The sequence below is a fragment of the Planctomyces sp. SH-PL62 genome, assembly GCF_001610895.1.
GTDB lineage: Bacteria > Planctomycetota > Planctomycetia > Isosphaerales > Isosphaeraceae > Paludisphaera.
The window spans coordinates 948914-972346 of the sequence record NZ_CP011273.1; the positions used below are offsets into that span (position 1 = coordinate 948914).

The following is a 23433-nucleotide window of genomic DNA, read 5'->3' on the forward strand; positions in this document are numbered from 1 at the left end:
CCCCTCGGCGGGCTGCGTCCGTTCCGGGCTCAGTCGAGAAGAGTCGCCGAGTCGACCGTCTTGATCGTGTCTCCGTCGGCGACGACGATGTTCGCCGGGCCGTGGATGTTGGCGGCGGCGTACTTGCCGTCCTTGGTGAGCAGGTAGAAGACGACGTCGAAGGCGGGCTTGCCGTCCTCGGTGCGGAACCTTGGATCGCGGAGCGTGGTCTCGACGAGTTGCTTGGTGGTGGCGACCAGGGCGTCCTTGGGCTTGGCCCCGCGCCGGAGGTTCTCGACCACGAGGAACGAGGCGCAGTTGATCAGGTTGACCTCGCCCAGGCCGACCGAGCCGCACGAGCCGACGGCGTTGTCGAGCCAGAGGCCGGCGCCGAGTATCGGCGAATCCCCGACGCGGCCGGGGACCTTGTAGCCCAGGCCCGAGGTCGTGGTCACGGCACCGAAGTCGCCGTGGGTGTCCAGTACCGAGCAATGGATCGTGCCGTGGGTGGGGCGCTGGACCAACTCGCGGATCGGCGGGTCGAGCGAGGCGACGGACTGGGGAATCCGAGCGCCGCGGAGCTTGGATTCCTTCCAGGCGATCCAGGCCTTGCGGGTCTCCTCGGTGAGGAGGTCCTGCTCGGAGAAGCCGTGCTCCTTGGCGAACTTGAGCGCGTTGTCGCCGACCAGGAGGACGTGCTTGGTGCGCTGGAGGATGCAGCGGGCGACGGCCGCGGGGTGCGCGATGTTGCGGAGCCCGGCGACCCCCGCGCCGCCGTGGGTCGGCCCATGCATGACCGAGGCGTCCAGCTCGACGACCCCCTCCTCATTGGGGGTCCCCCCGAGGCCGACGGAATGCTCGTTGGGGTCGGCCTCGACGATCGCCACGCCGGCGATGGCCGCGTCCAGAGGGTCGGCCCCCTTGCGCACCAGGTCCATCGCGATCTCGACCGTCTTCTCCCAACCGCTGGCGATCACGATCGGCTTGCGAGGTCCCGGCGGCCTGTCCGGCAGGGCGCCGATCGAGAGGGCGGCCAGGCTCGTCGTCCCCAAAGAGAGGAAACAGCGGCGGTTCACGCTCGGGGTCATCGGTGTTCGTCCGGGGAAGGAGGGGGATGTGCGAACGGGACGTGACGCCGCCCGACGCGCGATGGGGGCGCGTCGGGCGGTTCGGTTATCCGTCGGGGCCGGGATCAGAGCGAATCGGCGCTGATGATCTCGCCGCTGGCGCGGGTGGAGAGGGCCTGCCAGACGCCGAGCTGCTGGCCCGGGGTGACCTGGAGGACGCCGTTGGAATCGGGGACGATCGCCAGGGGGAGGCCTGTCGCGGCGTCGAACGGCGCGCTGTTGATGCTGTCCTTGAGGAACTTCACCGAGCCGTCGGCGAAGGCTGCGTTCATCCCGCCGGGGTGGAAGCTGGAGAAGCTGTGGAACATGATCTGCACGTTGATGCCGAGCTGATTGGTGTTGACGTAGTTCTCATTCAGCTTCTTCTGGGGATTGATGGGATAGAGCGTGTTCGCCAGGGTGTCGGCGTTGTTGCCCGAGTACCACCAGACCCAGTCCCAGCGGACGTCGGCCGGGATCTTGCCGTAGGCGACCTCGCCCGCCACCATCGTGTTGCTGGTGCCGTCGGTGATGGCCGAGATCGAGACGGAGCTGTCGTAGTAGAGCATCCCGTCGGCGCGGGCCAAGCGGGTGCCGTAGGTGCCGTCGCAGCTCGGCTCGCTGTAGCGCCCCACGTAGAAGGCGGTCCCGGCGGAGCCGCGATAGTTGGTGAAGTAGATCGGATACCCCATGCTCCGCGTGTCGGGGGTCGCCGCCGCGCCGTCGCTGGGGCACCAGAACGCCTGAACGCCCGTAGAGTAGACTGTCCGATTGATCTGGTTGTCCGTGTAGTGGATCATGAAGTTGTGGGAGTCGTACAGCGGGCCTTGCTCGATGTAGGGGAGGATCGAGATCAGGAAGCTGTGCTCGTGGCTGCCGGAGCACGGGGTGCCCCGGTGGAAGGCGCCGATCGGGTATCGGGAGTTCGTGCTCTCGTAGTTCGCCAGCCCCAGCCCCATCTGCTTGAGGTTGTTGACGCACTGGGCGCGGCGGGCGGCCTCGCGGGCCGCCTGGACGGCCGGGAGGAGAAGGGCGATCAGCACGGCGATGATGGCGATGACCACCAGCAGTTCGATCAGCGTGAAGCCGCGGGGGCGGGATCGGAATCGATCCATCGGGACCTCCTGGTTCATGACGTGCGATGAAGGGAGATTCGGGGGTCGTTCGGAACCTCGTGCCATGTCCTCGGAATCCGGCCCGGGCGACGGCCGGCGACGTCGGCTCAACGTCGCGAGCGCGACTTGGGCTTGGTCTGCTTGACCTCGACCCCATAGGGGTTTTCGATGTCCTTCTGCAACTCGTCGCGACCCTTGTCGGTCGAGAGGACCTTGGCCTCGGGCTCGCCACAGCCGGCCGTGGGGAGCAGCCCGGCCGAGAAAGCGACGATCAGGGAGCCCAGGGTCAGGGAGCGGGGCGGCGCCTTCAGTCTCCACATGGGGTGGTGGACTCCTCTTCAAAAGGGGGCGGGTGAGGGATTCGCCAACCCAGGAGCGGGGGCGAAGGGACGCACCCGAACGCGAGACTTGTCGTGCTTCGAGGGCCCGAGCGTCGCGAGGCGTCGTCGTTGGACGCGGGGAGCGGTCGGATCGAGAAGAGCGGGACCGCGTCACCGACCTCGGCGGATAGGGCGGCCCGGACCTAGATGTTGGTGTTCTCCCCTTGATAAGAGACGATGACGCGGGGGCCGCGAGGCGGGGAAGGGGGAAGGGCGTCCTCGGCGGCCTCGCTCGCATCGACCGGGGCCGAAGGGGGGCCGGGGATCACATGGAGGACGACCAAAAGCTCGCCGATCGGCTTGATGGTGAACTTCCGGGATTGCGAACCCCCGTCGGCGTCCTTGTAGGTCAGCGTCGCGTCGAATTGGCCCGGGACCTGGATCGAGGTCCCCACGGCTTTCCAGGCCGCCAACTCGGGAAGGTGGAAGGAGCCGCCGGGAAACTCGATCGTCGGATCGAGCATCGTCGATTCGGTGTCGTTCGCCAGGACGATGGAGACGCCGTCCCCGACGAGAAGGTGGCGGCCGACCTGGGCGTAGCCGACCCACGCCAGGAGGATGGCGTTCAGCAGGAGCGAGAGCTTCATCATGTTGGACGGCCGCGCGGCCGCCCGGGTGGGTTCGGCGATCTGGCGTTCCATCGACGGTCATCCGATATTCGAGGGGGCCGGGAAGCGCCGCGATGCGATGGACGGTCGGGAGAGGTGGCGATTCCCGATCGTTCCGCCGGTTGGACGTGGTGATCTTGCAGTCGCTGAATAAGAATGTCAAGAGTCGGCGAATATTTCCACGTAAGTCGCATCGGGTTCCGCTGCGACGTCCGGAACCTAGGGGTGAGGCGGGATGAGAAGAACCGTGAATCGGCGCTTGTTCATGGGTACGACGGCCGCGGCGAGCCTGGGGACGCTGGCGATCGGGGCGTCGGAGCCGAGGCCGGCGGGGGACCGTCGGCCGGTGGCGGTTTCCAGCGGCAACGGCCTCCGGGCGGTCGAGAAGGCGATCGAGCTGGTCAAGAAGGGCGTCGACCCGCTCGACGCGGCGATCGAGGGCGTGGCGATCGTCGAGGCCGATCCGAAGGACGACTCGGTCGGTTACGGCGGGCTCCCCAACGAGGACGGCGTCGTCGAGCTGGACGCGGCCGTCATGCACGGGCCGACCCACGGCGGCGGCTCCGTCGCCTCGATCCGCAATATCATGCACCCGGCGGCCGTCGCCCGGCTGGTCATGAAGCGGACCCGGCACTGCCTGCTCGTCGGCGAGGGGGCGTTGCGATTCGCACGCGCCCACGGATTCCCCGAGGTGGACCTGCTCACCGAGGAATCGCGCCGGGTGTGGCTGCACTGGAAAGAGACGCGCGACCCGAACGACGATTGGGTCCCCCCGCCCGATGCCGAGGTCGCCGCCTACCTTCATGATTATATGAAAAGGCGCGTCACCGGGACGATCCACTGCTCCGTGCTGGACACCCACGGCGACCTGGGCTGCACGACCACGACTTCGGGCCTGTCGTGGAAGATCCCCGGGCGGGTGGGCGACTCGCCGATCCTGGGCGCGGGGCTCTATCTGGACAACGCCGTGGGCTCGGCGGGGTCGACGGGGATCGGCGAGGCCAACCTGCTGAACCTCTCCAGCTACCTCGTCGTCGAGAACATGCGGCGGGGCCTCGGGCCCAAGGACGCCGTGATGGAGGCGCTCAAGCGGATCGCCGAGACCAGCGTGCGCGACCCGAAGCGGCGGCGGCCGGACGGCAAGACCACGTTCAACGTCTCGTTCTACGCCGTCTCCAAGGATGGCGCGTTCGCCGGCGGCTGCATCTATCCCGGCGGCAAGATGGCCGTCCACGACGGCGACTCGGCCCGCATCGTCCAGCTCGACCCGTTGTATGAGAAGTGACGGGGCCGGGGGGGGGATGGGCGCAGGAAGAGGCCCCCGGAGACCCGTCGTGGGACGGGTCTCCGGGGGCCGAATGAAAGTCGACGGGGGGGCCGGACTCAGTAGGCGTCGGAGCTGATGACTTCACCGCCCTTGGGGGTCACCAGGTTGCGAAGGACCACGACGCTGGTGCTCTCCTTGAGGAACCTCACGCTGCCGTCGCCGAAGAGGACGTTGGCGCCGCCGGGGTGGAAGCTGAAGATCTCGTCGTTGTTGGCGGCGTTGTTGTTGACCTTGTTGAGGCCGTTGTCGCTGGGGTCTGGGCCGGCGGCCGGGTAGGGCGTGCTGTAGCGGCCCAGGCCGATGCGGGTCTTGTTGTTGTTGATCTGGCCAGAGACGCCGAAGGCGCCGTCGGCCTCGGCCCAGCGCCAGAACCGGCGGGGGAGGCCGGCGTCGAAGTACTGGTCGCGGGCGGGGTTGGCCGGGGCGTGCAGCGGCGAGGAGACGCCGTTGGCGTACATGGTGTTGGCGATGTAGCGGGCGTCGCGGCCGGCGTCCTCGGCGATCATCATCGTATTGCTGGTGCCGTCGGACACCTCGGCGATGCGGGTCATGCTGACCTTGAGGAGGCCGTCGGCGCGGTCGAAGTTGTTGCGATAGGGGGTGATGGCGGTGCTGCCGGCGCCGCCTGCGGCGCCGAGGGCGCTGATGTCGGTGTAGCAGGGCGCGCCGTAGTCCTGGAAGCCGTAGCCGAACCGGAGGCCGGCCGGCAGCGAGGCCTCGGCCGGGTCGAGCGGGTCGAGGCCGCCGGACCCGTCGCGGACGCTCGACGGGCAGATGTAGGCGTTGATCACCGTGCCGGTGGCCGTCTTGTTGGAGCCCGAGGTGTGCGTGTAGGGGAGGCTGAAGTTGTAGGCGTTGCTGATGTTGGTGCCCTCCAGGTAGGGCAGCAGGCGGACGAAGACGCCCGGCTCGTCGAAGATCGTCCGCGGCGGCGACGCGGTGAAGTCGGTCCCCTGGCCGGCCGGCGGGAAGGCGCTGTTGGCGCTCTCGTAATTGTGCAGCGACAGGCCGATCTGCTTCAGGTTATTCGTGCACTGCGCCCGGCGGGCGGCCTCGCGCGCCGCCTGCACAGCGGGCAGCAGCAGGGCGATCAGGACGGCGATGATGGCGATCACGACCAGCAGCTCGATCAGCGTGAACGCTGAGCGCCGGGCGACGGGGAAGAAAGGACGTCGACTCATCGAGACGGGACTCCAGTCGGCGGATTCGCCCGGGGGGTCGGCAGGCCCGAATGGGGCCGGTCCCGACTCCAGGCCGGTGGGGGATCAATTAAGTTCGAAGGCGGGTAGCTCGTTCGCGGGCTCGGCCTTGACCGTGGCGGTCAGGCCCGAGGTCGATTCCTTGCTGTACTTGGCCGGGAAAGGGAGCCCGCCGCGCTTCTTCGGCGCCTTGGCCGCGGGCGTGGCGTCCGGGTCGATCTCCACTCGGACCTTATATTCCCCGGCCGGCGCACCGGCGACGACGCCGTCGGTCATCAGCGTGTAGGACCCGTCCGGGCCGAGCGTCCCCGAGACCGGAGGCGTCTGCGCCCCGTCCGGCACGAAGACGACGACGCCCGAGGTCAGGGGCTCGCCGCCGGCGAGGACGACCTTGCCCTGCACCGGGTACGTCGGGACGCCCACCTCCGGCCGGGACTCGCCGCAGCCGGCCGCTCCCACCGCCAGGGCCGCAGCCGTGAGCCATCGCGCCAGGCTTCCGATCGGATGCTCGCTCATTCTCGGCTCCAGCTCCCGCCGCTCGGGCCGGGACGCCCGCGGCCGACCCGTGCGGGGTCGATTCGCAATGGTGGTCGAAATTTCGACGCCTCGATGCGCCGCGGCGAGACCGCGGGCCGTCGCCGCGACCGTCCCGCCAGGCGATGGGCCTGGGGGAGGTCGGATGCGGGGCGTCGTACGGGGCTCGCCGGAGCTTCCACGATCGTCGAAGGACTGACGTGAGGTACTGTACCCGGTCGAGCCGCGCGAACGACGAATGGGGGGCGAAGCTTATATGAGGAAATGAAGAAGTTTCGCCGCGGGGGACTGCGGCGTCGGGGGAGGGGCCGGCTCGGGGCCGTCGATCGAGGTATCAGTCGTCGTCGGAGTCGTTCATGTCGTCCATCGCGTCGGCGCCGGCCATGACGGCGACGGCGACCGGGGCCCGGGCGGGCGCGGCGGAGGAGGCGTCGGCGCGGGCGGTGGCGCCGCGGGCGCCGAGGAGGCGGACGTTCCCCACGCCGACGACCTGTCCCATCTCCGAGACCATGCGGTCGTCGAAGCGGACCTTCAGCGACGACCCCGCGCGGTAGATCACGCGTCGGACGTGCTCGATACCGAAGATCTCCAGGTAGAGGTCGAGGTTGCCGGGCCGGACGCGGACGATCCGCAGGAGCCGCTCCAGGTCTTCCTGCTGCTGGACGCCCTTGTGGAGCGTGATGATGACGCCGCGGGCCAGTTCGGCGTCGGCGTTCTCGATCGGGATGAACCGGCTGACGACGATCTCGGCCGGCTCGCGTCGGCGGTCGATCGTCCCCTTGATGAAGCCGATGGCGTCGTTGGCGATCAGGTCGCCGAGCTTGGCGAACTCCTCGGGCCAGAGCATGGCCGGGGTCGATCCGCTGAGGTCCTCGAACGTGAATTTGGCCATGCGGGTGAGGCCCGACCGGCTCTTCTGCACGTTGCGGACCTGGACGTTGGTGATCATCCCGCCGAGCGTGACTTCCGACTTGCTCGGGGCGTCGGCCATGTCGGCCGCGCGGTGGGTCGCCAGGGCCTGGAGCTTGTCGGCATGGCGGCTCAACGGGTGGTTGGACATGTAGAAGCCGAGCGCCTTCTTCTCGCCGCCGAGCAGCTCGACGTCGGGGAGCTCCGGGATGTCCGGCAGGTGGGCGACCGGGGCCGCGCCGGAGGAGGCGCCGTCGCCGGGGACGTCGACCTCGTCGAACAGCCCACGCTGGCCGCGTTTGCGGTCCTCCTGCTTGGACTGCCCGGCCTGCATCGCGCGGGGGAGGATGGAGAGGAGCTGGGAGCGGCGGGCGCCCAGGAAGTCGAAGGCCCCGGCGCGGATGAGGGTCTCGGCGGCCCCGGCACCGACCTCCTTGATGGAGACGCGCTCGAAGAAGTCTTCGAGGCTCAGGAACGGCCCGTCCTTGTCCCGAGCCTTGAGGATCGCCTCGACGGCCTTGCCCCCCACTCCCTTGATGGCCTCCAGGCCGAACTCGACCTTCCCCTCGGTATGGACGGTGAAGGTCGCCCCCCCCTGGTTGATGTTCGGCGGCAGGACCTCGATCCCCATCCGGCGGCAGTCTTCGATGTGTTCGACGAAGAACTTGTCGCGCTCGGCGCCCCCCATCTCGGACGAGAGGACGGCGGCCATGTACTCGGTCGGGTAGTGGGACTTGAGGTAGGCCGTCTGGTAGGCCACCAAGGCGTAGGCGGTGCTGTGCGACTTGTTGAAGCCGTAGCCGCCGAAGAACTCGATCAGCTCGAAGATCCGCGCCGCCTTGTCGCGCTCCAGGCCTTTCTCGACGGCCCCCTTGATGAACTGGCCGCGGCCCTCGGCGATGATCTCGGTCTTCTTCTTGGAGATGGCCTTGATGCAGGCGTACGCCTTGGAGAGTTCGATGTCTCCCAGGCGGTTGAGGATCCGCATGACCTGTTCCTGGTAGACCATCACTCCGTAGGTCTCTTCCAGGACGTCCTGCAACACGGGGTGCAGGTACGAGGCCTGCTTGCGCTTGTTCTTGACGTCGACGTATTCGTCGACCATGCCGCCGTTGAGCGGGCCCGGGCGGTAGAGGGCGTTGGTGGCGATGATGTCGGCGAAGCGGTCGGGCTTCATCTTGACCAGGAGGTCGCGGATGCCGGCCGATTCGAGCTGGAACACCCCCTTGGTCTCGCCGCGCTGGAGGAGCTCGAACGCCTTGGCGTCGTCGAGCGGCAGCGAGCCGATGTCGAGGGGGTTGTCGGGGAAGCGTTCGCCGATGATTCGGACGGCGGCCTGGAGCGTGGTGAGGTTGCGGAGGCCCAGGAAGTCCATCTTCAGGAGGCCGGCCTTCTCGACGTCCCCCATGCCCCACTGGGTGCAGAGGACCTCCTCCTTGTCGCCGCGACGGATCACTTGTAGCGGCACGAGCGACTCCAGCGGCTGGTCGGCGATGACCACGCCGGCCGCGTGCGTGCTGGCGTTCCGCGCCGAGCCTTCGAGCCGCCGGGCGAAGTCGAGGAGCCTCTGGATTTCAGGGTCCTGCTCGGCCATCCGCTTGAGCGCCGGTTCCTCGACGATCGCCTCGTCGAGCGTGATGTTCAGCCGGGTCGGGATCAGCTTGTTGATCTCCTCGACCCGCGACAGCGGCAGATTCATCGCGCGGCCGACGTCCTTGATCGCGGCCTTGGCCTTCATGGTGCCGAAGGTGCCGATCTGCGCGACGTTGGCGTCGCCGTACTTGCGGCGGACGTACTCGATGACCTCGTACCGGCGCTCCTGGCAGAGGTCGATGTCGATGTCCGGCGCCTCGGAGCGGTTGGGGTCCAGGAACCGCTCGAACAGCAAGTCGTACTTGATCGGGCAGACGTCGCTCAATCGCAGGACGTAGCTGACCAGCGCGCCGCAGGCCGATCCTCTCGCCAGCGCCGGGATGTTGTTCTCCCGCGCGTATCGCACGAAGTCCCAGACGATCAGGAAGTACGACGCGAAGCCCATTCGGTTGATCGTGCCCAGCTCGTGATCGAGCCGCGCGCGAACCTCCGGCGGCGGCGGATCCGGGTAGCGTTCCCGGAGCCCCTGTTCGCAGAGTTCGAGCAGGTACGCTTCGGGCGACTTCTCGTCCGGGGGCTGGAACGAGGGGAACTGGCGCTTGCCCAGCTCGGCGCTGGTGTAATTCTCCTCGACCATCTCGGCGATCAGGGCCGACTGCTTCAGGGCCTCCTCGAAGCCCGGGGCCGCGGCGTACATCTCGTCCGGCGAACGGACGTGGAACTGGTCGGAGATCCGGCCCTCGTCGTTGATGAACCGGGGCTTGTCCAGCGGCTGGTCGATCGTCTTGCCGGTGTTGATGCAGAGCAAAACGTCGTGCGAGAGGTTGTCGTCTTGCCGGAGGTAGTGGGCGTCGCTGGTGGCGACGATCGGCATCCCGAGCTTCCGCGCCACGTCGACCTGGCGCTCCCGCGCGTCGCGCTGGATTTGCAGGCCGTTGTCCTGGATCTCGATGTAGAAGTTCCCTTCGCCGAAGGTCTTCTGATACCAGATCGCCAGATTCTCGGCCTGCTCGAAGCGGTCTCGCAAAAGGTGCTGCGAGAATTCCGACCCCACGCAGCCCGAGAGGCAGATGAGCCCCTCGCTGTAGCGGGCGAGCAACTCCTTGTCGACTCGGGGCTTGTAGTAGTACCCCTCCTGGTAAGACCGCGAGGAGAGCCGCAGCAGGTTGCGGAACCCGACGCCGTTCTTCGCCAGCAGCGTCAGGTGGTACGCGAACTTCTCGTCCCCCGACCCGTTCGTCGAGCGGTCCGACCGCTTGCCCGGCGCGACGTACGCCTCGATCCCCACGATCGGCTTGATCCCGGCGTACTTCGCCTCGCGGAGGAACTCCACCGCGCCGAACAGGTTGCCGTGGTCCGTCACCGCGACCGCCGACATCCCGCTCGCCTTCACATGCTTGACCAGGTCCGGCAGCTTGTTCGCCCCGTCGAGCAAGCTGTAATGGCTATGGCAGTGAAGATGGCAGAACGGTCGGCTCGACATTCCGGTTTGCTCCATGCGGGGGGATGACGCGGATTCTTCGTGTACCCGCGTCCAGTCCATTATATCATACGAGGCCAGCACCCGGGAGTCGGGCCGCGTCCTTAGGAGATCGGCCGAGGGGCCTGGTCGGTCGTGCGCCCGACGGCGTCGGTCTTCGCTCCTCGATCCGCGAGCCGGAGGTGATGAAGACCGAAGTCCCCCTCAATGCGGATGCGGGTGGTCGTGCCCGTGCGAATGTGGGTGGCCGTCGGCGACGGGGGCGGCGGCGGCGAGGACGAGGCGGCCGGTCTCGACGCCCTTGGTGCCGATGAGGGCGTCGGCCAGGCGGTGGACGAGCGAGGCGCGGCCGCGGAGGAGGATCACTTCGAGGCAACGGGCGGAGTCGAGGTGGACGTGGGTGGTGGTCACGACCATCTCCAGGTGTTCGTGCTGGATTTCGGTCAGTCGCTTGGCGATCCGGGAGGCGTGGTGGTCGTAGATCAGGGTGACGACCCCCATCGCGTCGGTCGCCCCCTCGTCGATCGCCTCGTCGATGAGGGCGTCGCGCATGAGGCCGCGGACGGCCTCGCTGCGGTTGGCGTAGCGATGACGTTCGCGGTAGTCGTCGAATTTTCGGAGCAGTTCGCCGCCGATGGCGACGCTGAAACGGACCAGGCTTTCTTTCACGGCTCGATCCTCCCGGCGTCGTGTGGACGCTCTCAGCCAGAGAACGGCACGTCGACCCACGCGCCATCCTCGCGGGCGCTGGCGACGGCCGCGTCCAGGAACGCCATCACGGCGACGCCGTCGATGATCCCGGGGTGGTCGAACGGCTTCGGGGCGTCCTCACCGCGACGGCCCCGGATCGACCATTCGATCGTGCGGTGCAGGTTGGCGAGGGCCTCGTGGAAACCTTCCGGGTGGCCGCAGGGCATCCGGAGATAGGGCCGGATCGAGGCCGGCATGTAACTGTAGTCGGCTCCGGCGCGGTACACCGCGACGGGGCGGTCGGCCACGAAATGCTCGAGCTGGGTGAAGTGGGTGTGCCGCCACTGGAGCGTGCCGGCGGTGCCGATCACGCGGAATCCGTTGTCGTTCTCGGCCCCGATGCTGATCTGCGAGGCCGTCACGGTGGCGATCGCGCCGTTGTTCAGCTCGGCGAAGACGGCGAAGTCGTCGTCGAGCGGTCGGCCGGGGACGACGGACTTCATCCTCGCCGACAGCTTCGTCGCGTGCAGGCCGGCCACGAACCGGATGAACTCATAAGCGTGAGAGCCGATGTCGCCCCCGCAGCCCGAAGCGCCCGCCTGCGCCGGGTCGGTCCGCCACGACGCCTGCTTGTTCCCCGTCTCCTCGCGACGGGAGGCGAGCCAGCCCTGGGGATACCAGGCCTCGATCTTGCGGACCTCGCCGACGAGCCCGTCGCGCACCAGCTCGCGCGCGAACATGATCATCGGATAGCCGGTGTAGGTGTGGGCGACGACGAACGGGATCTCGGCGGCCTGGACCGCCGCGTGGAGGCGGCGGGCCTCGTCGAGATTCGTCGTCAGCGGCTTCTCGCAGAGCACGGGGATGCCGACGGTCGCGGCGGCCTCGGCCGGGCCGACGTGGGCGTCGTTGGGCGTGACGATCGTCAGATAGTCGATCCGCTCGTCGTCGGGGAGGGCCGCCTCGCGCTCGACGAGGGTCTTCCAGTCGGGATACCCGCGAGGGAAGTAGAGTTCCGCGGCGGCGGCCAGCGAATCGTCGGGCTTGCTCCGCAGCGCCCCGGCGGTCAGGTCGGACGTGTTGTCCATCAGGATCGCCCGGCGGTGGGGGGCCCCGAAGAAGCTGTTCGACCCGCCCCCGCCCACCATCCCCACCCGCAGCTTTCGTCGTTTCATCATGGCGGCCTTCCGACGTCGTGGGCTCGATCGACCCGATCCGGCTCGCGTCGCAAGTCGAGCGTAGCCGCGCGACGGGACGGGCCGCAAGGGGAAGGCTGCGTGCGACTCGGGGGCTTGCGTCGATCGGGCCGATCAGGCGCCCTCGGTCGAGCCCGCGACGTCGCGGAGGGCCTGCCGCCTCGGTTTCGGCGGGTGGGCCGACGTGCGGCGGTCGGCCCTTGGACGGCCCCGGAGGGACGGCTATATTGGCCTGGATCGCCGCGCCGACCGGTCGTCGATCCGACGCCCCGGCATGATCCCGATCGCGTCGGACGAATCGCCGGCGTCCCGGAGCGGTCCCTGGTCCTTCTCCCGTCCGTTCATCGAGGGTCATTTATGCGTGAGATCAGCGTGGCCATGATCGGCCAGGGGTTCATGGGGCGGACGCATTCGAACGCCTGGTCGCAAATCCCCAGGTTCTTCAAGCCGCCGGTCATGCCGGTGATGCACACGGTCTTCGGCCGCAACGCCGAGGCCGCGAAGGCGTTCGCCGACACCTGGGGCTGGAAGCAGTCGTCGACCGACTGGAAGGCCGCCGTCGCCGACCCGGCGATCGACTTGGTGGACGTGGTCACGCCGAACAACATGCACGCCGAGGTCGCGCTCGCCGCGCTGAAGGCGGGCAAGCACGTCGCCTGCGAGAAGCCGATCTCCCGGACGATCGAGGAGGCCCGGCTGATGGTCGCCGCGGCCAAGGAGTCGCCGGGCAAGACCTTCGTCTGGTACAACTACCGCCGCTGCCCGGCCGTCGCCACGGCGTACAACCTGGTGAAGTCCGGCGCGCTGGGGACGATCCGCCACGCCCGCGCGTTCTACCTCCAGGACTGGGCCGACGAGTCGATCCCGCTGATCTGGCGGTTCCAGAAGGAAGGCTCCGGCGCGGGCTCGCACGGCGACCTGAACGCCCACATCGTCGACATGGTGCGGTTCGTCACCGGCGAGGAGATCGTCGAGATCGCCGGCGCCATCGCCGAGACGTTCATCAAGGAGCGCAAGCTGGTGACCGGGCCGACCGCCGGCGGCATCGCCGCGGGCGTCGGCGGGGCCGAGAAGACCGGGCCGGTGACGGTCGACGACGCCGTCCTGTTTCTCGCCCGGACCTCCGGCGGCGGCGTGGCGTCGTTCGAGGCCGCCCGCCAGGCCACCGGCAACCAGAACCGCAACGGCTTCGAGATCAACGGCTCCAAGGGCGCGCTCAAGTTCGACTTCGAACGCATGAACGAATTGCAGTTCTACGACGCCACCCGCCCCCGCGCCGTGCAGGGCTGGACGACGATCATGTGCACCCACGGCGGCGACCACCCTTACGCCGAGAACTGGTGGCCCGACGCCCACGTCCTGGGCTATGAGCACGGCTTCACCAACCAGGCGTACGACATCCTCCGCGTCCTCGGCGGCCAGGAGCCGGTCGTCCCGCTCCCCGATTTCGAGGACGCCTACCAGACCCAGCGCGTCCTGGAAGCCGCGATGATCTCCGCGATCGAACGCCGCCCGGTGACGCTCGACGAGGTCAAGTGAGGACTCGCCGCCGTTCATCCCCGCACCCCTAACCCAATCCCAACGATCCGGCCGGCCGAGAGGGTCGTCCGCGTCGAGCGAAGCGAGAGGAATCCTGCGATGGGCGCTCCCTACGTCCTTTCCAACCCCCCGAAGGTCGCCCTGATCGGCGGCGGCTTCATCGGTCCGGTCCACGCCGAGGCCCTGCGCCGGATCGGCGTCGAGGTCGCCGGCCTGCTCGACATCACCCCCGAGAAGGCCCGCCCCCAGGCCGAGAAGCTGGGCATCCCCAAGGTCTACAACACCATCGAGGAGGTCCTCGCCGACCCCGAGATCGGCGCCGTCCACCTGGCCTCGCCCAACGACATCCACTTCAAGCACGCCAAGATGGCGCTCGAGGCCGGCAAGCACGTCCTCTGCGAGAAGCCGCTGTCCGTCAGCTCGCACGAGTCGGCCGAGCTGGTGAAGCTGGCCGCGAGCCGCCCCAACCAGGCGGCCGGCGTGAACTACAACCTGCGGTTCTATCCGCTCGCCCAGGAGATGCACGCCCGCGTCGCCCGGGGCGACCTGGGCCGCATCATCTCCGTCGCCGGCTCCTACACCCAGGACTGGCTGCTGATGGTCGACGACTACAACTGGCGCGTCGAGCCCGACGGCCACACCAACCTCCGCGCGATCGCCGACATCGGCACCCACTGGATGGACCTCGCCCAGTTCATCACCGGCCGGCACATCGAGTCGGTCAACGCCGACCTCGCCACCTTCCATCCCGAGCGCAACCGCCCCATCGGCGGCGCCGAGACCTACTCCGGCCCGAACGCCGCCAAGAAGGCGTCCGAGGCCGTGAAGATCACGACCGAAGACTACGGCGCGGTGATGCTCCACCTCTCGCAGGGGGCGCGCGGCGTCTTCTACGTCAACCAGATGCATGGCGGACGGAAGAACCGCCTGTACCTGGAAATCTGCGGCACCGAAGGCTCGATGGTATGGGACAGCGAGTCGCCCGAGCTGCTCTGGCTGGGCCGCCGCGGCGCCCCCAACCAGCTCATGAACCGCGACCCCTCCATCCTCAGCGCCGAGGCCGGCCACTTCAGCCATTACCCCGGCGGCCACGCCGAGGGCTTCCCCGACGCCTTCAAGCAGCTCGACCTGGCCTTCTACACCTACATCCAGGGTGGCTGCCAGGGCAAACCCAACTTCCCCACCTTCGCCGAGGGCGACCGCGAGGTCCGCATCTGCGAGGCCATCGCCCAGAGCGCCAAGGCCCGCAACTGGGTCCAGGTCGAAGCCTGAAAACCGTCGATCCCTCCGGCCTTCCCTCGCGTCAGGGGAGGCCGGGAGGCGACCTGATCCTTCGTGCCGCCCCGGTCGCCGCCGGACCTTGCTTCAAAAGTCGCAGGGTCGGCGGCGGTCGGGGCGGTCCTATTCGGCGGGCCTGTCGAGGTCGATTCCTCCTCGGTCGTCCGCTTCACGCATCCTCGACGGCCGGGGGCCGGACCGGCGGGTCGGCGTTGAGGGAGGAATGAGGTGAATTGATGAAGTTGCCCCAGGGGTTCCTCGGCACGCGCGGCGACGTCCTGATGGACGCGGTCCTGGTCGCGATCGTGCTCACGCCTTTCCTGTTTCTCTGGGCCGTGCGGCTCGCCCGATCGGGGCGATACAAGGCGCACCGCAACCTGCAAACCTGCCTGTTGACGCTGCTGCTCGTGGCGGTCGTCCTCTTCGAGATCGACATCCGGCTGAGCGGCGGGACCGAGGCGTTCCTGGAGGGAAGTCCCTACGCGGGTTCCTCGCTGCTGAAGTGGCTGCTCCGCACTCACGTCGCCGTCGCCGTCTCAAGCTTCGCGCTTTGGGCCTGGCTCGTCGTCCTGGCCTGGAAGCATCGGATGGACCTGCACCCGCAGCTCTTTTCAGCCGTGCATCGCCGACGTGGCTACTGGGTCTTCGCCGGGACGGTCTTCACGTCCCTCACGGGGGTTTGGCTGTATGTGATCGGGTTCGTGGCCTGACCCCGTCGCGATCGTCGACGCGGACGGCTCTCCGAATTCGGGGGGCCGCTCGCGGTGCAGCTTCCTGAGACGGCGTCCGCCCCCGTCATTCGGCGGAGGCCCGTCCATTGGCGGCGAGGTCGACGTCTCGTCCGCCTGGTGCCTCGCGGAGTTGAGCACCCTCGTTCAACGCCATCGGCCCCTGGGCGTTCCGCTCGGCGCCCTCGGCGACGGACTGGACCATCCGGTCGACCGAGGGGCTCATCCAGCGCAGGATGAGAGGCTGCGGGAAGATTCCCATGAGGACGGTCAGGACGACGAGCGGGGCGGCGATGACGATCTCGCGGACGGTCAGGTCGGGGAGGCCCTTCCAGGTCTCGTTGCGGCCCAGGAAGACGCGCTGGAGCGTCCAGAGGATGTAACCGGCCGTCAGCACCACGGCGGCGGCGGCCAGCACGCCCAGCGTCACGCTGTAATGGAACGCGGCGAGCACCACGAAGATCTCGGCCACGAAGCCGCAGAGGCCGGGGAGGCCCATCGAGCCGAAGAAGATCACGTAGGACACCGCGCCGTAGACCGGCATCACGTCGTTCAGCCCGCCGAGCTTGTCCAGGTCGCGGGTGTGGGCGCGCTCGTAGATCACCCCGACCAGGAAGAACATCGCGGCCGACGTCACGCCGTGGGCGAGCATCATGTACATCGCGCCGTTCACGCCGTACGCGTAGTAGCCCGCGCCTCCGCTCAGGTTCATGACCGCCAGGCCCAGCGTGACGTACCCCATGTGGCTGACCGAGCTATAGGCCACCAGCTTCTTGAAGTCCGTCTGGGCCATCGCCGCGAGCGCCCCGTAGAGGATGCTGAACACCCCCAGCGCGGCGACGACGTACGACCAGTCGAAGGCGCCCGCCGGCGCGAGCGGCCAGGCCAGGCGGATCAGGCCGTAGCCGCCGACCTTCAGCAGCACGCCCGCCAGGATCATGCTGATCGGCGTCGGCGCCTGGACGTGCGCGTCCGGCAGCCAGGTGTGAAACGGGAACGACGGCAGCTTGACCAGGAACCCGATCAGGAACAGGGCGAAGATCCAGTCCTGAATCCAGCGCCCGTAATAGCCCGTCGTCGACGCGATCGAGGTCAGCGCCAGGATGTCGAACGTCCCTCCCCGGAACGTCCCCGCCGCCGCGTCGCCGGGCCAGAAGTACAGGATCAGGATCGCGACCAGGATGAAGACCGAGCCGAACAGCGTGTAGAGCAGGAACTTGATCGCCGCGTACTCCCGGTCCTCGCCCCCCCAGAGGGCGATCAGGAAGTACATCGGCAGCAGCATCACCTCGAAGAACACATAGAACAGGAAGAGGTCGAGCGCCAGGAACACGCCCGTCATGCTCGCGACCAGGAGCAGGAAGAGGGAGTAATAGCCCCGCACCTGCTTCTCGATCCCCCAGGAGGCGAGGCAGGCGAGCAGGCTCACCAGCCCCGTGAGCACGACCAGGCCGACGCTGACGCCGTCGAGCCCCAGGTAGTACTGGATGTTGAACGCCGGGATCCACGCGCGGCGGACGACCAGGTCGCCCTCGCCGCGCGACTCGTCGACCGCGACGAGTCCTCCGTCGTAGCTCACTACGTTGCTCGCCGCCCGTTCCGCGAGCGGGGCCCGGGCCCGATCGTCGCCGACGTACGCGAAAAGCGCGACCAGCGTCAGGAGGAAGCCGGCCGCCGTGAAGCCCGTGGCGACGTACTTGACCAGGCGTTCGGATCCCCTGGGCATGAGCAGCACGGCCCCCGCGCCGATCAAGGGGACGAGCCAGAGGGACGTCAGCAGCAGGTTGTCGCTCATTTGCGGGGGCACCGGGCAAGGGGGGAATCGGGCGTGCGGGTCGCGGTCGGCCTCGTCGCGACGTCAGCCGACCCAGGCGTAGACGCCGGCGAACAGGCCGATGAGGGCCAGCGCCAGGTACATCAGGTAATTACGGATCCGGCCCGTCTGGATGGACCGCGCGTGGTCCCCGGCGACGTACACCGCCGTCGCCAGGTTGTTCACCAGGCCGTCGACGCCGAAGCGGTCGACCAGCCCCCCCAGCCGACTGAGCAGCTCCACGGACCTCGCCGAACCGTCGACGATCCCGTCGATCAGATAGCGGTCGATCCCCGCGCAGGCCTTCGCCAGCCGAAGGCACGGCCGGACCAGCGTTGCGGCGTAGAGTTCGTCGAAGTACCACTTGTTCTTGAACAGGGCGTACAGCGGACGGAACCGCGCCGCCGTCTTCGCGGGGCTCAACCGGAAGGTCGCGACGAACGGCAGCCCGGCGGGGCCGTAGTAGAGCGCACTCAGCAGGAAGCCCAGCGCGACGATCAGCAGCGAGGTCCCCACGGCGTACCAGTGGGCCCAGTGGGAGTCGACGACGCCGGGGGGCTGGCCGTGGGCGATCATCCGTTCCAGGACCGGAGTTCCGAACGGCAGCCCGAGCCACATCGTCCAGCCGGCGAACACGCTGAGCGCCGCCAGCGCGATCAAGGGCCGCGTCATGACCGGCTCGCTCTCGTGTGCGTGGGCCGCCGGGTTCAGGTCGTGCAACGGCGCGCCGACGCCGTGCTCGGCCTCCTCCTCGGCCAGCACGTTCTCTTCGTCCCCGACGTGGACCACGCGGGCCGTGTGCGGATCGGGGAAGCCCCGAGGCTCGCCGGCGAACACCAGGAACCACATCCGGAACATGTAGAATGTCGTCAGCACCGCCCCGACGACCGGCAGGACGAACAGCAAGGCGTGCTCTGGGCTCTGCCAGGCCCTCGCCAGCGCGGCGGCCAGGATCGCGTCCTTCGAGTAGAACCCGCTGAAAAACGGCACGCCCGAGATCGCCAGCGTCCCCACGAGCATCGTCCCGGCCGTGATCGGCATCCTCCGACGCAGCCCGCCGAGCCTCGCCATCTCATAGGTGTGGACGCTGTGGTAGACGCTCCCCGCGCCGAGGAACAGGAGGGCCTTGAAGAAGGCGTGCGTCAACAGGTGGAACACCCCCGCGGCCCAGCCCCCCACGCCCAGCGCCAGCATCATGAACCCGAGCTGGCTGATCGTCGAATAAGCGAGCACCTTCTTGTAGTCGGTCTGCACCATCGCGATCGTCGCGGCGATGAACAGCGTGACGCCGCCGGTGTAGGCGATGTAGAGCAGCACCTCGGGCGTGAAGACGGGGAAGAAGCGGGCGACCAGATACACCCCCGCCGCCACCATCGTCGCCGCGTGGATCAGCGCCGAGACGGGCGTCGGCCCGGCCATCGCGTCGGGCAGCCAGACGTGCAGCGGGAACTGGGCGCTCTTCCCCGCGCAGCCGGCGAAGATCCCCAGTCCGGCGATCGTCAACATCGCGTAGGGGATCGACCGGCTCGACGCCCCGTCGTCCTCGGCGACCGCGCCGGGCGGTCGCAGCGGGACGACGTCGGCGGGATCGAACCGATTCGGCGCGTTCAGACGGCCCGATTCGTCTCGCAGTCCCGCGCTCACCTCGTGGAAGTCGAACGTCCCGAGGGCGGACCAGAGGATTCCCAGCCCGATCAGCATGCCGACGTCGCCCACGCGATTGACCACGAACGCCTTGTTGGCTGCGTCGGCGTTCGGCTTCTCCTCATACCAGAAGCCGATCAGCAGGTAAGAGCAGACGCCGACCAGCTCCCAGAAGACGAAGATCATGAACAGGTTCGACGCCGCGATCAGCCCCAGCATCGAGAAGCAGAACAGCGACAGGTAGGCGAAGAATCGCGGGTATCGCGAGTCGTCGGCCATGTAGCCCATCGAATAGACGTGGATCAAGGTCGCGACCGTCGTGACCATCAGGAACATGATCGCCGCGAGGTTGTCGATGTGCACGCCCAGCGGCAGCGACAGCCGACGGTCGGACTCCGGCGTCTCCAGGATCACCCAGTCGACGCTCCCCTTCCAGGCGAGCGAGCCGGAGTGGGCGTGGGCGTCAGGCTCGACGGCCTGATGGTGGGCTGGTTCGGCCAGGGCCGCGCGGTTCTCGATGAGGAAGTAGTCGACGAAGCCGATGGCGCTGAGGACGCAGGAAGCGGCGATCGCGCCCGTGGCGATGACGGCGTTGTGCCGCCGCAGCGTTCGGATGAACAGGATCTCGACGAGGAAGGCCGCCAGGGGAATCAAGACGGCGGCCGTGTAGAGACCCACCTGCCAGGGCATGTTCGAACGTCCTTGGTTGCGATCGCCGTCGATGCAGGCCCGACTCGGGACGTCGGACGAATCCATCCCGCGACCCGTCGGGCGGGGCCTCGCCGCGTCGATCCGCGCGAGTGCGCACCGGCGCTCCGGCCGGGCGAGGCGTGAGCCTGAACTATGGCACAGCCTTCACGCCGTTGCAAGACCCTGCCGGCCCGACCTCCGGGCCTCGATTCGATCGCCTTGTCTCGGCCGCCGGGCGTGTGGCATGATCGGGGACTTGATCAACTCCAGCACCCATCACGCACCCTCAGGAGCCTCGGAAAAGATGCCAACGGTAACGGTCGACGGGGAGAAGTCGTTCGAGGTCGAGGCCGGCGTGAAGCTGGTGCTGGCGATCGAGGATGCCGGGATCGACATCATGCATCGCTGCGGCGGCAACGCCCGTTGCACCACCTGCCGGGTCGAGATCCTGGCGGGCGACGTCGCGCCGATCGGCGACGCCGAGCGCGAGCGGCTGGAGCGCGACACCGGCCAGTTGCCCGGCTACCGGCTCGCCTGCCAGATCCGCGTCGAGAACGACCTCACCGTCGCCGTCCTCCAGCGGTCGTCGGTCACGGGAGTCCCGGCCGGGACCCGCCCCGCCGATTGATCGAGGCCGTCCTTCCCCCCCGCCGGTTCATCAGGCCAACGGCCCCGAGGATCGCCAGCATGAGGCTCGTCGCGCGCGCTTCGCTCGCTCTGCTCCTGTGCCTCGGGGCCACGCCGGCTCGCCCTCAGCAGGCGCCTTCCGACGCCGCGAGGACCCACGAGGTCCCCGCCCTGGCCGTCGAGAAATACACGCTTCCCAACGGCCTGACCGTCATCTTGCACGAGGACCACAAGACGCCCATCGCGGCGGTCCACCTGTGGTACAAGGTCGGCTCGAAGGACGAGAAGCCCGGTCGGACCGGTTTCGCCCACCTGTTCGAGCACCTCATGTTCCAGGGCTCCCAGCACCACGACCGCGACTACTTCGAGCCGCTCGAAAAGCTCGGCGCCGAGATCAACGGCAACACCACCGAGGACCGCACGGTCTACTTCGAGTCGGTCCCCAGCAACGCGACGGAGCTGGCCCTCTGGCTGGAGGCCGACCGCATGGGCTTCCTGATCCCGGCGATCACCCAGGCGAAGCTCGACAACCAGCGCGACGTCGTCAAGAACGAGCGCCGGGAGTCCGTCGAGAACGTCCCGTACGGCCTGGCCGAAGAGGCGCTCCGGCGGGCGCTCTATCCCGAAGGACATCCCTACCGGCACGAGGTCATCGGGTCGATGGCCGATCTCTCGGCGGCCGACCTGGGCGACGTTTCCGCGTTCTTCCAGACGTACTACGCCCCCGACAACGCCATCCTGTGCGTCGCCGGCGATATCGACCGGGAGCGGGTCAAGGGCTGGATCCAGAAGTCGTTCGGCCCGATCCCGAGGGGCCCGAAGATCGATCGGCCCGCGCCGTGGGTCCCGAGGCTCGACGGTCCGAAGCGGATCGCCCAGACCGACCGGGTCTCACTCCCCCGCGCGCAGCTCGTCTGGCCCACCGTCCCGAGCCACCATCCGGACGAGCCGGCGCTCGACGTCCTGGCGGCGGTCCTGGGACAGCTCGACAAAGAGAACCGGCTCTATCGGGCCCTGATGCACGACCGCCGCCTCGCGGCCGAGGTCCACGCGCAGCACCCGACGCTCGAACTGTCCGGTTCCTTCGAGGTCGACCTGCTCGCGCCGCCGGGAGGCGACCTGGATGATGTGGTCGCGATCGCCATGGGGGAGATCGACCGCCTGAAGCGCGAGGGGCCGACCCTCGACGAGGTGATCAAGAGCCGCAACGCCCGCGAGAGCGGCCTGATCCTGGGCCTGCAATCGGTGCTCGCCAGGGCCGAGGTCTTCTGCCTCTATGAGGCGGTCTCCGGCGATCCGCTGGGCTACCGCGACGAGTTGCAGCGTCTCTTCGCCGTCACGCCCGAGGATGTCAGGCGGGTGGCGAACCACTACCTGACCGACGCCTTCATCCGGCTCGACGTGACGCCCGGCCCGGCTCCCGAACGTCCGGCCGAGCCCGAGGTCGCCCGCCCGGAGCCGTCGCCCTTCGAGCCGACGCCGCAGACGCGCGTGGCGGACGATTCGGTCGTGATGCCCGAGGTCGGGGCGCCTCCGGCCTTCACGCCCCCGGCCTTCGTCCGTCGCACGTTGTCGAACGGCTTGCCGATCTGGATCGTCCCGCGTCGTGAGCTTCCCATCGTCAGCTTCCGGCTCGTCGTGGGCTTCGGCGAGACGTCCGCCCCCGGGGGCAAGGAAGGGCTCGGCTCGCTCACCGTCGGTTTACTCGACGCGGGGACGAAGCGTCGAGACTCGTTCCAGATCGCCGGCGCGCTGGCCGAGATCGGCGCGAGCCTGGATTTGACCTGCGGACTGGAGTGGAGCGGGGCCACCGTCACCACGCTCCTCCGCCACATGGACCGCGCGCTCGACGTTTTCGCCGACGCGATCCTCGCCCCGACGTTCCCCGAGGACGAGGTCGAACGCCGCAAGCTTCTCCGCCTCGCCGATCTCGAATCCCGGCGCGATTCGGCCGACGAGGTGGCCGAGGATCTCTTCCGCAAGCTCCTCTTCGGCGGCGAGCATCCCTACGGACGCCCACAGTTCGGGACCGAGGAATCGGTCGCATCGATCACCCGGGCCGACGCGGCGGCGTTCCACGAGGCCTATTTCATCCCTTCGGCCGCGACCCTGATCGTCGTCGGCGACGTCGATCCCGACGCGATCGCCCGGACGCTGGAAGCCCGCTTCGGCGGCTGGAAGGCCCGCCCCGCGCCCCCGAAAGTCGTCCCGACGCCCCCGACGACGAACCCCGACGCGGTCTTCGTCGTGGACAAGCCGGGCGCGGCGCAGTCGGTCCTCGCGATCGGACGGCTGGGGGTGGAGCGGAAGTCGCCCGAGGCGCCGGCGCTCGGCGTCCTCAACGCGATCGTCGGCGGCCAGTTCTCCAGCCGCCTGAACATGAAATTACGCGAGGAGAAGGGTTACAGCTACGGCGTGGGCTCCGACTTCCGGTCGCTCCGGGCCCCGGGCTGGTTCGAGGTCCGGGGATCGGTCCAGACGGCCGTCACGCGTGAGTCGGTCGAGGAGATCCGTCGCGAGCTGGCCGAGCTGCACGGCCCCAGGCCGATCACCGACGCCGAGTTCGACTCCGCCAGGCGGCGCGTCGTGTACGGATTCCCCTCGCGGTTCGAGACCACGTTCGACGTCGCCGACCAGCTTTCGGAGCCGGCCGCCTACGACCTCGGCGACGATTACCTTGCGACCTACCTTCGTCGCGTCGAGGCCGTGGATCGGGCGCGGATCCAGGAACTCGCGGATCGTTATCTGAAGCCCGAAGCCATGACGACGCTGATCGTCGGCGACCGCGATGCGATCGAGCCCGAGCTGCGCAAGCTTCCCGAAGCCGCGGACGTCCGCTTCGTGGACGAGGACGGGTCGCCGGTGCAGGCCGTCGAGGGGAAATGAGGGGCGCTTGATCGGCGTCGGCCTCGCGATCGCGACGGCCAGCGGTCATAATCGCTCTCCTCTCCTTCGGACCAGACCCGCCCGCTTCCGACGCCCCCCGCGAATTCCGGAG

17 protein-coding genes are annotated in these 23433 nt (G+C 68.5%); 6 read left to right on the forward strand and 11 right to left on the reverse strand.

Annotated features, from left to right (window positions below):
- Positions 1 to 29 precede the first annotated feature (29 nt).
- The 4 genes from VT85_RS03735 to VT85_RS03750 all read right to left on the reverse strand — a co-directional run bounded on the left by VT85_RS03735 (position 30) and on the right by VT85_RS03750 (position 3221).
- The gene (locus tag VT85_RS03735; protein ID WP_068410708.1) at positions 30 to 1067 is read right to left on the reverse strand and encodes a N(4)-(beta-N-acetylglucosaminyl)-L-asparaginase; all 1038 of its coding nucleotides are present in this window, start codon (positions 1065 to 1067) and stop codon (positions 30 to 32) included.
- 104 nt (positions 1068 to 1171) lie between these two features.
- Complete coding sequence (locus VT85_RS03740) at positions 1172 to 2200, reverse strand: DUF1559 domain-containing protein (protein ID WP_082858913.1); 1029 nt, start codon at positions 2198 to 2200, stop codon at positions 1172 to 1174.
- Positions 2201 to 2307: 107 nt separating this feature from the next.
- Positions 2308 to 2520, reverse strand: coding sequence for a hypothetical protein (locus tag VT85_RS03745; RefSeq protein WP_068410722.1), 213 nt, complete (start codon positions 2518 to 2520; stop codon positions 2308 to 2310).
- Between the two features lie 203 nt (positions 2521 to 2723).
- Positions 2724 to 3221, reverse strand: a complete 498-nt coding sequence (locus VT85_RS03750; RefSeq protein ID WP_068410724.1) for a hypothetical protein — start codon at positions 3219 to 3221, stop codon at positions 2724 to 2726.
- A 214-nt stretch (positions 3222 to 3435) separates the two neighbouring features.
- Here VT85_RS03750 and VT85_RS03755 point away from each other — a divergent pair, with 214 nt between their 5' ends.
- Positions 3436 to 4473: a N(4)-(beta-N-acetylglucosaminyl)-L-asparaginase gene (locus tag VT85_RS03755; RefSeq protein ID WP_197491075.1), complete on the forward strand. Its 1038-nt coding sequence runs from the start codon at positions 3436 to 3438 to the stop codon at positions 4471 to 4473.
- A 98-nt stretch (positions 4474 to 4571) separates the two neighbouring features.
- On the opposite strand, the gene VT85_RS03760 is transcribed toward VT85_RS03755, so the two are convergent.
- The 5 genes from VT85_RS03760 to VT85_RS03780 all read right to left on the reverse strand — a co-directional run bounded on the left by VT85_RS03760 (position 4572) and on the right by VT85_RS03780 (position 12098).
- Positions 4572 to 5696, reverse strand: a complete 1125-nt coding sequence (locus VT85_RS03760; protein ID WP_068410730.1) for a DUF1559 domain-containing protein — start codon at positions 5694 to 5696, stop codon at positions 4572 to 4574.
- Between the two features lie 84 nt (positions 5697 to 5780).
- Positions 5781 to 6230, reverse strand: a complete 450-nt coding sequence (locus VT85_RS03765; protein ID WP_068410731.1) for a carboxypeptidase-like regulatory domain-containing protein — start codon at positions 6228 to 6230, stop codon at positions 5781 to 5783.
- Positions 6231 to 6582: 352 nt separating this feature from the next.
- On the reverse strand, positions 6583 to 10233 hold the full coding sequence (gene dnaE / locus VT85_RS03770) for a DNA polymerase III subunit alpha (RefSeq protein ID WP_082858330.1): 3651 nt from the start codon (positions 10231 to 10233) through the stop codon (positions 6583 to 6585).
- A gap of 201 nt (positions 10234 to 10434) precedes the next feature.
- On the reverse strand, positions 10435 to 10899 hold the full coding sequence (gene nikR / locus VT85_RS03775; RefSeq protein WP_068410733.1) for a nickel-responsive transcriptional regulator NikR: 465 nt from the start codon (positions 10897 to 10899) through the stop codon (positions 10435 to 10437).
- Positions 10900 to 10931: 32 nt separating this feature from the next.
- Positions 10932 to 12098, reverse strand: a complete 1167-nt coding sequence (locus VT85_RS03780) for a Gfo/Idh/MocA family protein (protein WP_197491076.1) — start codon at positions 12096 to 12098, stop codon at positions 10932 to 10934.
- A 375-nt stretch (positions 12099 to 12473) separates the two neighbouring features.
- Here VT85_RS03780 and VT85_RS03785 point away from each other — a divergent pair, with 375 nt between their 5' ends.
- From VT85_RS03785 to VT85_RS03795, 3 genes are all read left to right on the forward strand, one after another.
- The gene (locus VT85_RS03785; RefSeq protein ID WP_082858331.1) at positions 12474 to 13655 is read left to right on the forward strand and encodes a Gfo/Idh/MocA family protein; all 1182 of its coding nucleotides are present in this window, start codon (positions 12474 to 12476) and stop codon (positions 13653 to 13655) included.
- Positions 13656 to 13754: 99 nt separating this feature from the next.
- Entirely contained in the window at positions 13755 to 14927 is a 1173-nt protein-coding gene (locus tag VT85_RS03790) for a Gfo/Idh/MocA family protein (protein WP_068410737.1), read from the forward strand.
- A gap of 242 nt (positions 14928 to 15169) precedes the next feature.
- The gene (locus VT85_RS03795; RefSeq protein ID WP_068410740.1) at positions 15170 to 15643 is read left to right on the forward strand and encodes a DUF420 domain-containing protein; all 474 of its coding nucleotides are present in this window, start codon (positions 15170 to 15172) and stop codon (positions 15641 to 15643) included.
- An 85-nt stretch (positions 15644 to 15728) separates the two neighbouring features.
- Here VT85_RS03795 and VT85_RS03800 read toward each other — a convergent pair whose 3' ends face one another.
- The gene (locus VT85_RS03800) at positions 15729 to 17456 is read right to left on the reverse strand and encodes a NuoM family protein (protein WP_082858332.1); all 1728 of its coding nucleotides are present in this window, start codon (positions 17454 to 17456) and stop codon (positions 15729 to 15731) included.
- Between the two features lie 63 nt (positions 17457 to 17519).
- Positions 17520 to 19808 (reverse strand): NADH-quinone oxidoreductase subunit L, encoded by a 2289-nt coding sequence (gene nuoL / locus VT85_RS03805; protein WP_068421341.1) that lies wholly within the window; start codon positions 19806 to 19808, stop codon positions 17520 to 17522.
- Positions 19809 to 20112: 304 nt separating this feature from the next.
- Here nuoL and VT85_RS03810 point away from each other — a divergent pair, with 304 nt between their 5' ends.
- Together VT85_RS03810 and VT85_RS03815 are read left to right on the forward strand one after the other, a co-directional pair.
- Complete coding sequence (locus VT85_RS03810) at positions 20113 to 20436, forward strand: 2Fe-2S iron-sulfur cluster-binding protein (RefSeq protein ID WP_068410743.1); 324 nt, start codon at positions 20113 to 20115, stop codon at positions 20434 to 20436.
- A 59-nt stretch (positions 20437 to 20495) separates the two neighbouring features.
- Complete coding sequence (locus VT85_RS03815) at positions 20496 to 23321, forward strand: M16 family metallopeptidase (RefSeq protein ID WP_068410746.1); 2826 nt, start codon at positions 20496 to 20498, stop codon at positions 23319 to 23321.
- Positions 23322 to 23433: the final 112 nt, after the last annotated feature.

Excerpts from the sequence above, each read along its gene's own strand:
- VT85_RS03810 (WP_068410743.1), top strand. The coding sequence starts at position 20,113 with ATGCCAACGGTAACGGTCGACGGGGAGAAGTCGTTCGAGGTCGAGGCC.
- VT85_RS03735 (WP_068410708.1), bottom strand. The coding sequence starts at position 1,067 with ATGACCCCGAGCGTGAACCGCCGCTGTTTCCTCTCTTTGGGGACGACG.
- VT85_RS03745 (WP_068410722.1), bottom strand. The coding sequence starts at position 2,520 with ATGTGGAGACTGAAGGCGCCGCCCCGCTCCCTGACCCTGGGCTCCCTG.
- VT85_RS03795 (WP_068410740.1), top strand. The coding sequence starts at position 15,170 with ATGAAGTTGCCCCAGGGGTTCCTCGGCACGCGCGGCGACGTCCTGATG.
- VT85_RS03790 (WP_068410737.1), top strand. The coding sequence starts at position 13,755 with ATGGGCGCTCCCTACGTCCTTTCCAACCCCCCGAAGGTCGCCCTGATC.
- VT85_RS03785 (WP_082858331.1), top strand. The coding sequence starts at position 12,474 with ATGCGTGAGATCAGCGTGGCCATGATCGGCCAGGGGTTCATGGGGCGG.
- VT85_RS03800 (WP_082858332.1), bottom strand. The coding sequence starts at position 17,456 with ATGAGCGACAACCTGCTGCTGACGTCCCTCTGGCTCGTCCCCTTGATC.
- VT85_RS03760 (WP_068410730.1), bottom strand. The coding sequence starts at position 5,696 with ATGAGTCGACGTCCTTTCTTCCCCGTCGCCCGGCGCTCAGCGTTCACG.
- dnaE (WP_082858330.1), bottom strand. The coding sequence starts at position 10,233 with ATGTCGAGCCGACCGTTCTGCCATCTTCACTGCCATAGCCATTACAGC.
- nuoL (WP_068421341.1), bottom strand. The coding sequence starts at position 19,808 with ATGCCCTGGCAGGTGGGTCTCTACACGGCCGCCGTCTTGATTCCCCTG.
- VT85_RS03780 (WP_197491076.1), bottom strand. The coding sequence starts at position 12,098 with ATGATGAAACGACGAAAGCTGCGGGTGGGGATGGTGGGCGGGGGCGGG.
- VT85_RS03815 (WP_068410746.1), top strand. The coding sequence starts at position 20,496 with ATGAGGCTCGTCGCGCGCGCTTCGCTCGCTCTGCTCCTGTGCCTCGGG.
- VT85_RS03750 (WP_068410724.1), bottom strand. The coding sequence starts at position 3,221 with ATGGAACGCCAGATCGCCGAACCCACCCGGGCGGCCGCGCGGCCGTCC.
- VT85_RS03765 (WP_068410731.1), bottom strand. The coding sequence starts at position 6,230 with ATGAGCGAGCATCCGATCGGAAGCCTGGCGCGATGGCTCACGGCTGCG.
- VT85_RS03740 (WP_082858913.1), bottom strand. The coding sequence starts at position 2,200 with ATGGATCGATTCCGATCCCGCCCCCGCGGCTTCACGCTGATCGAACTG.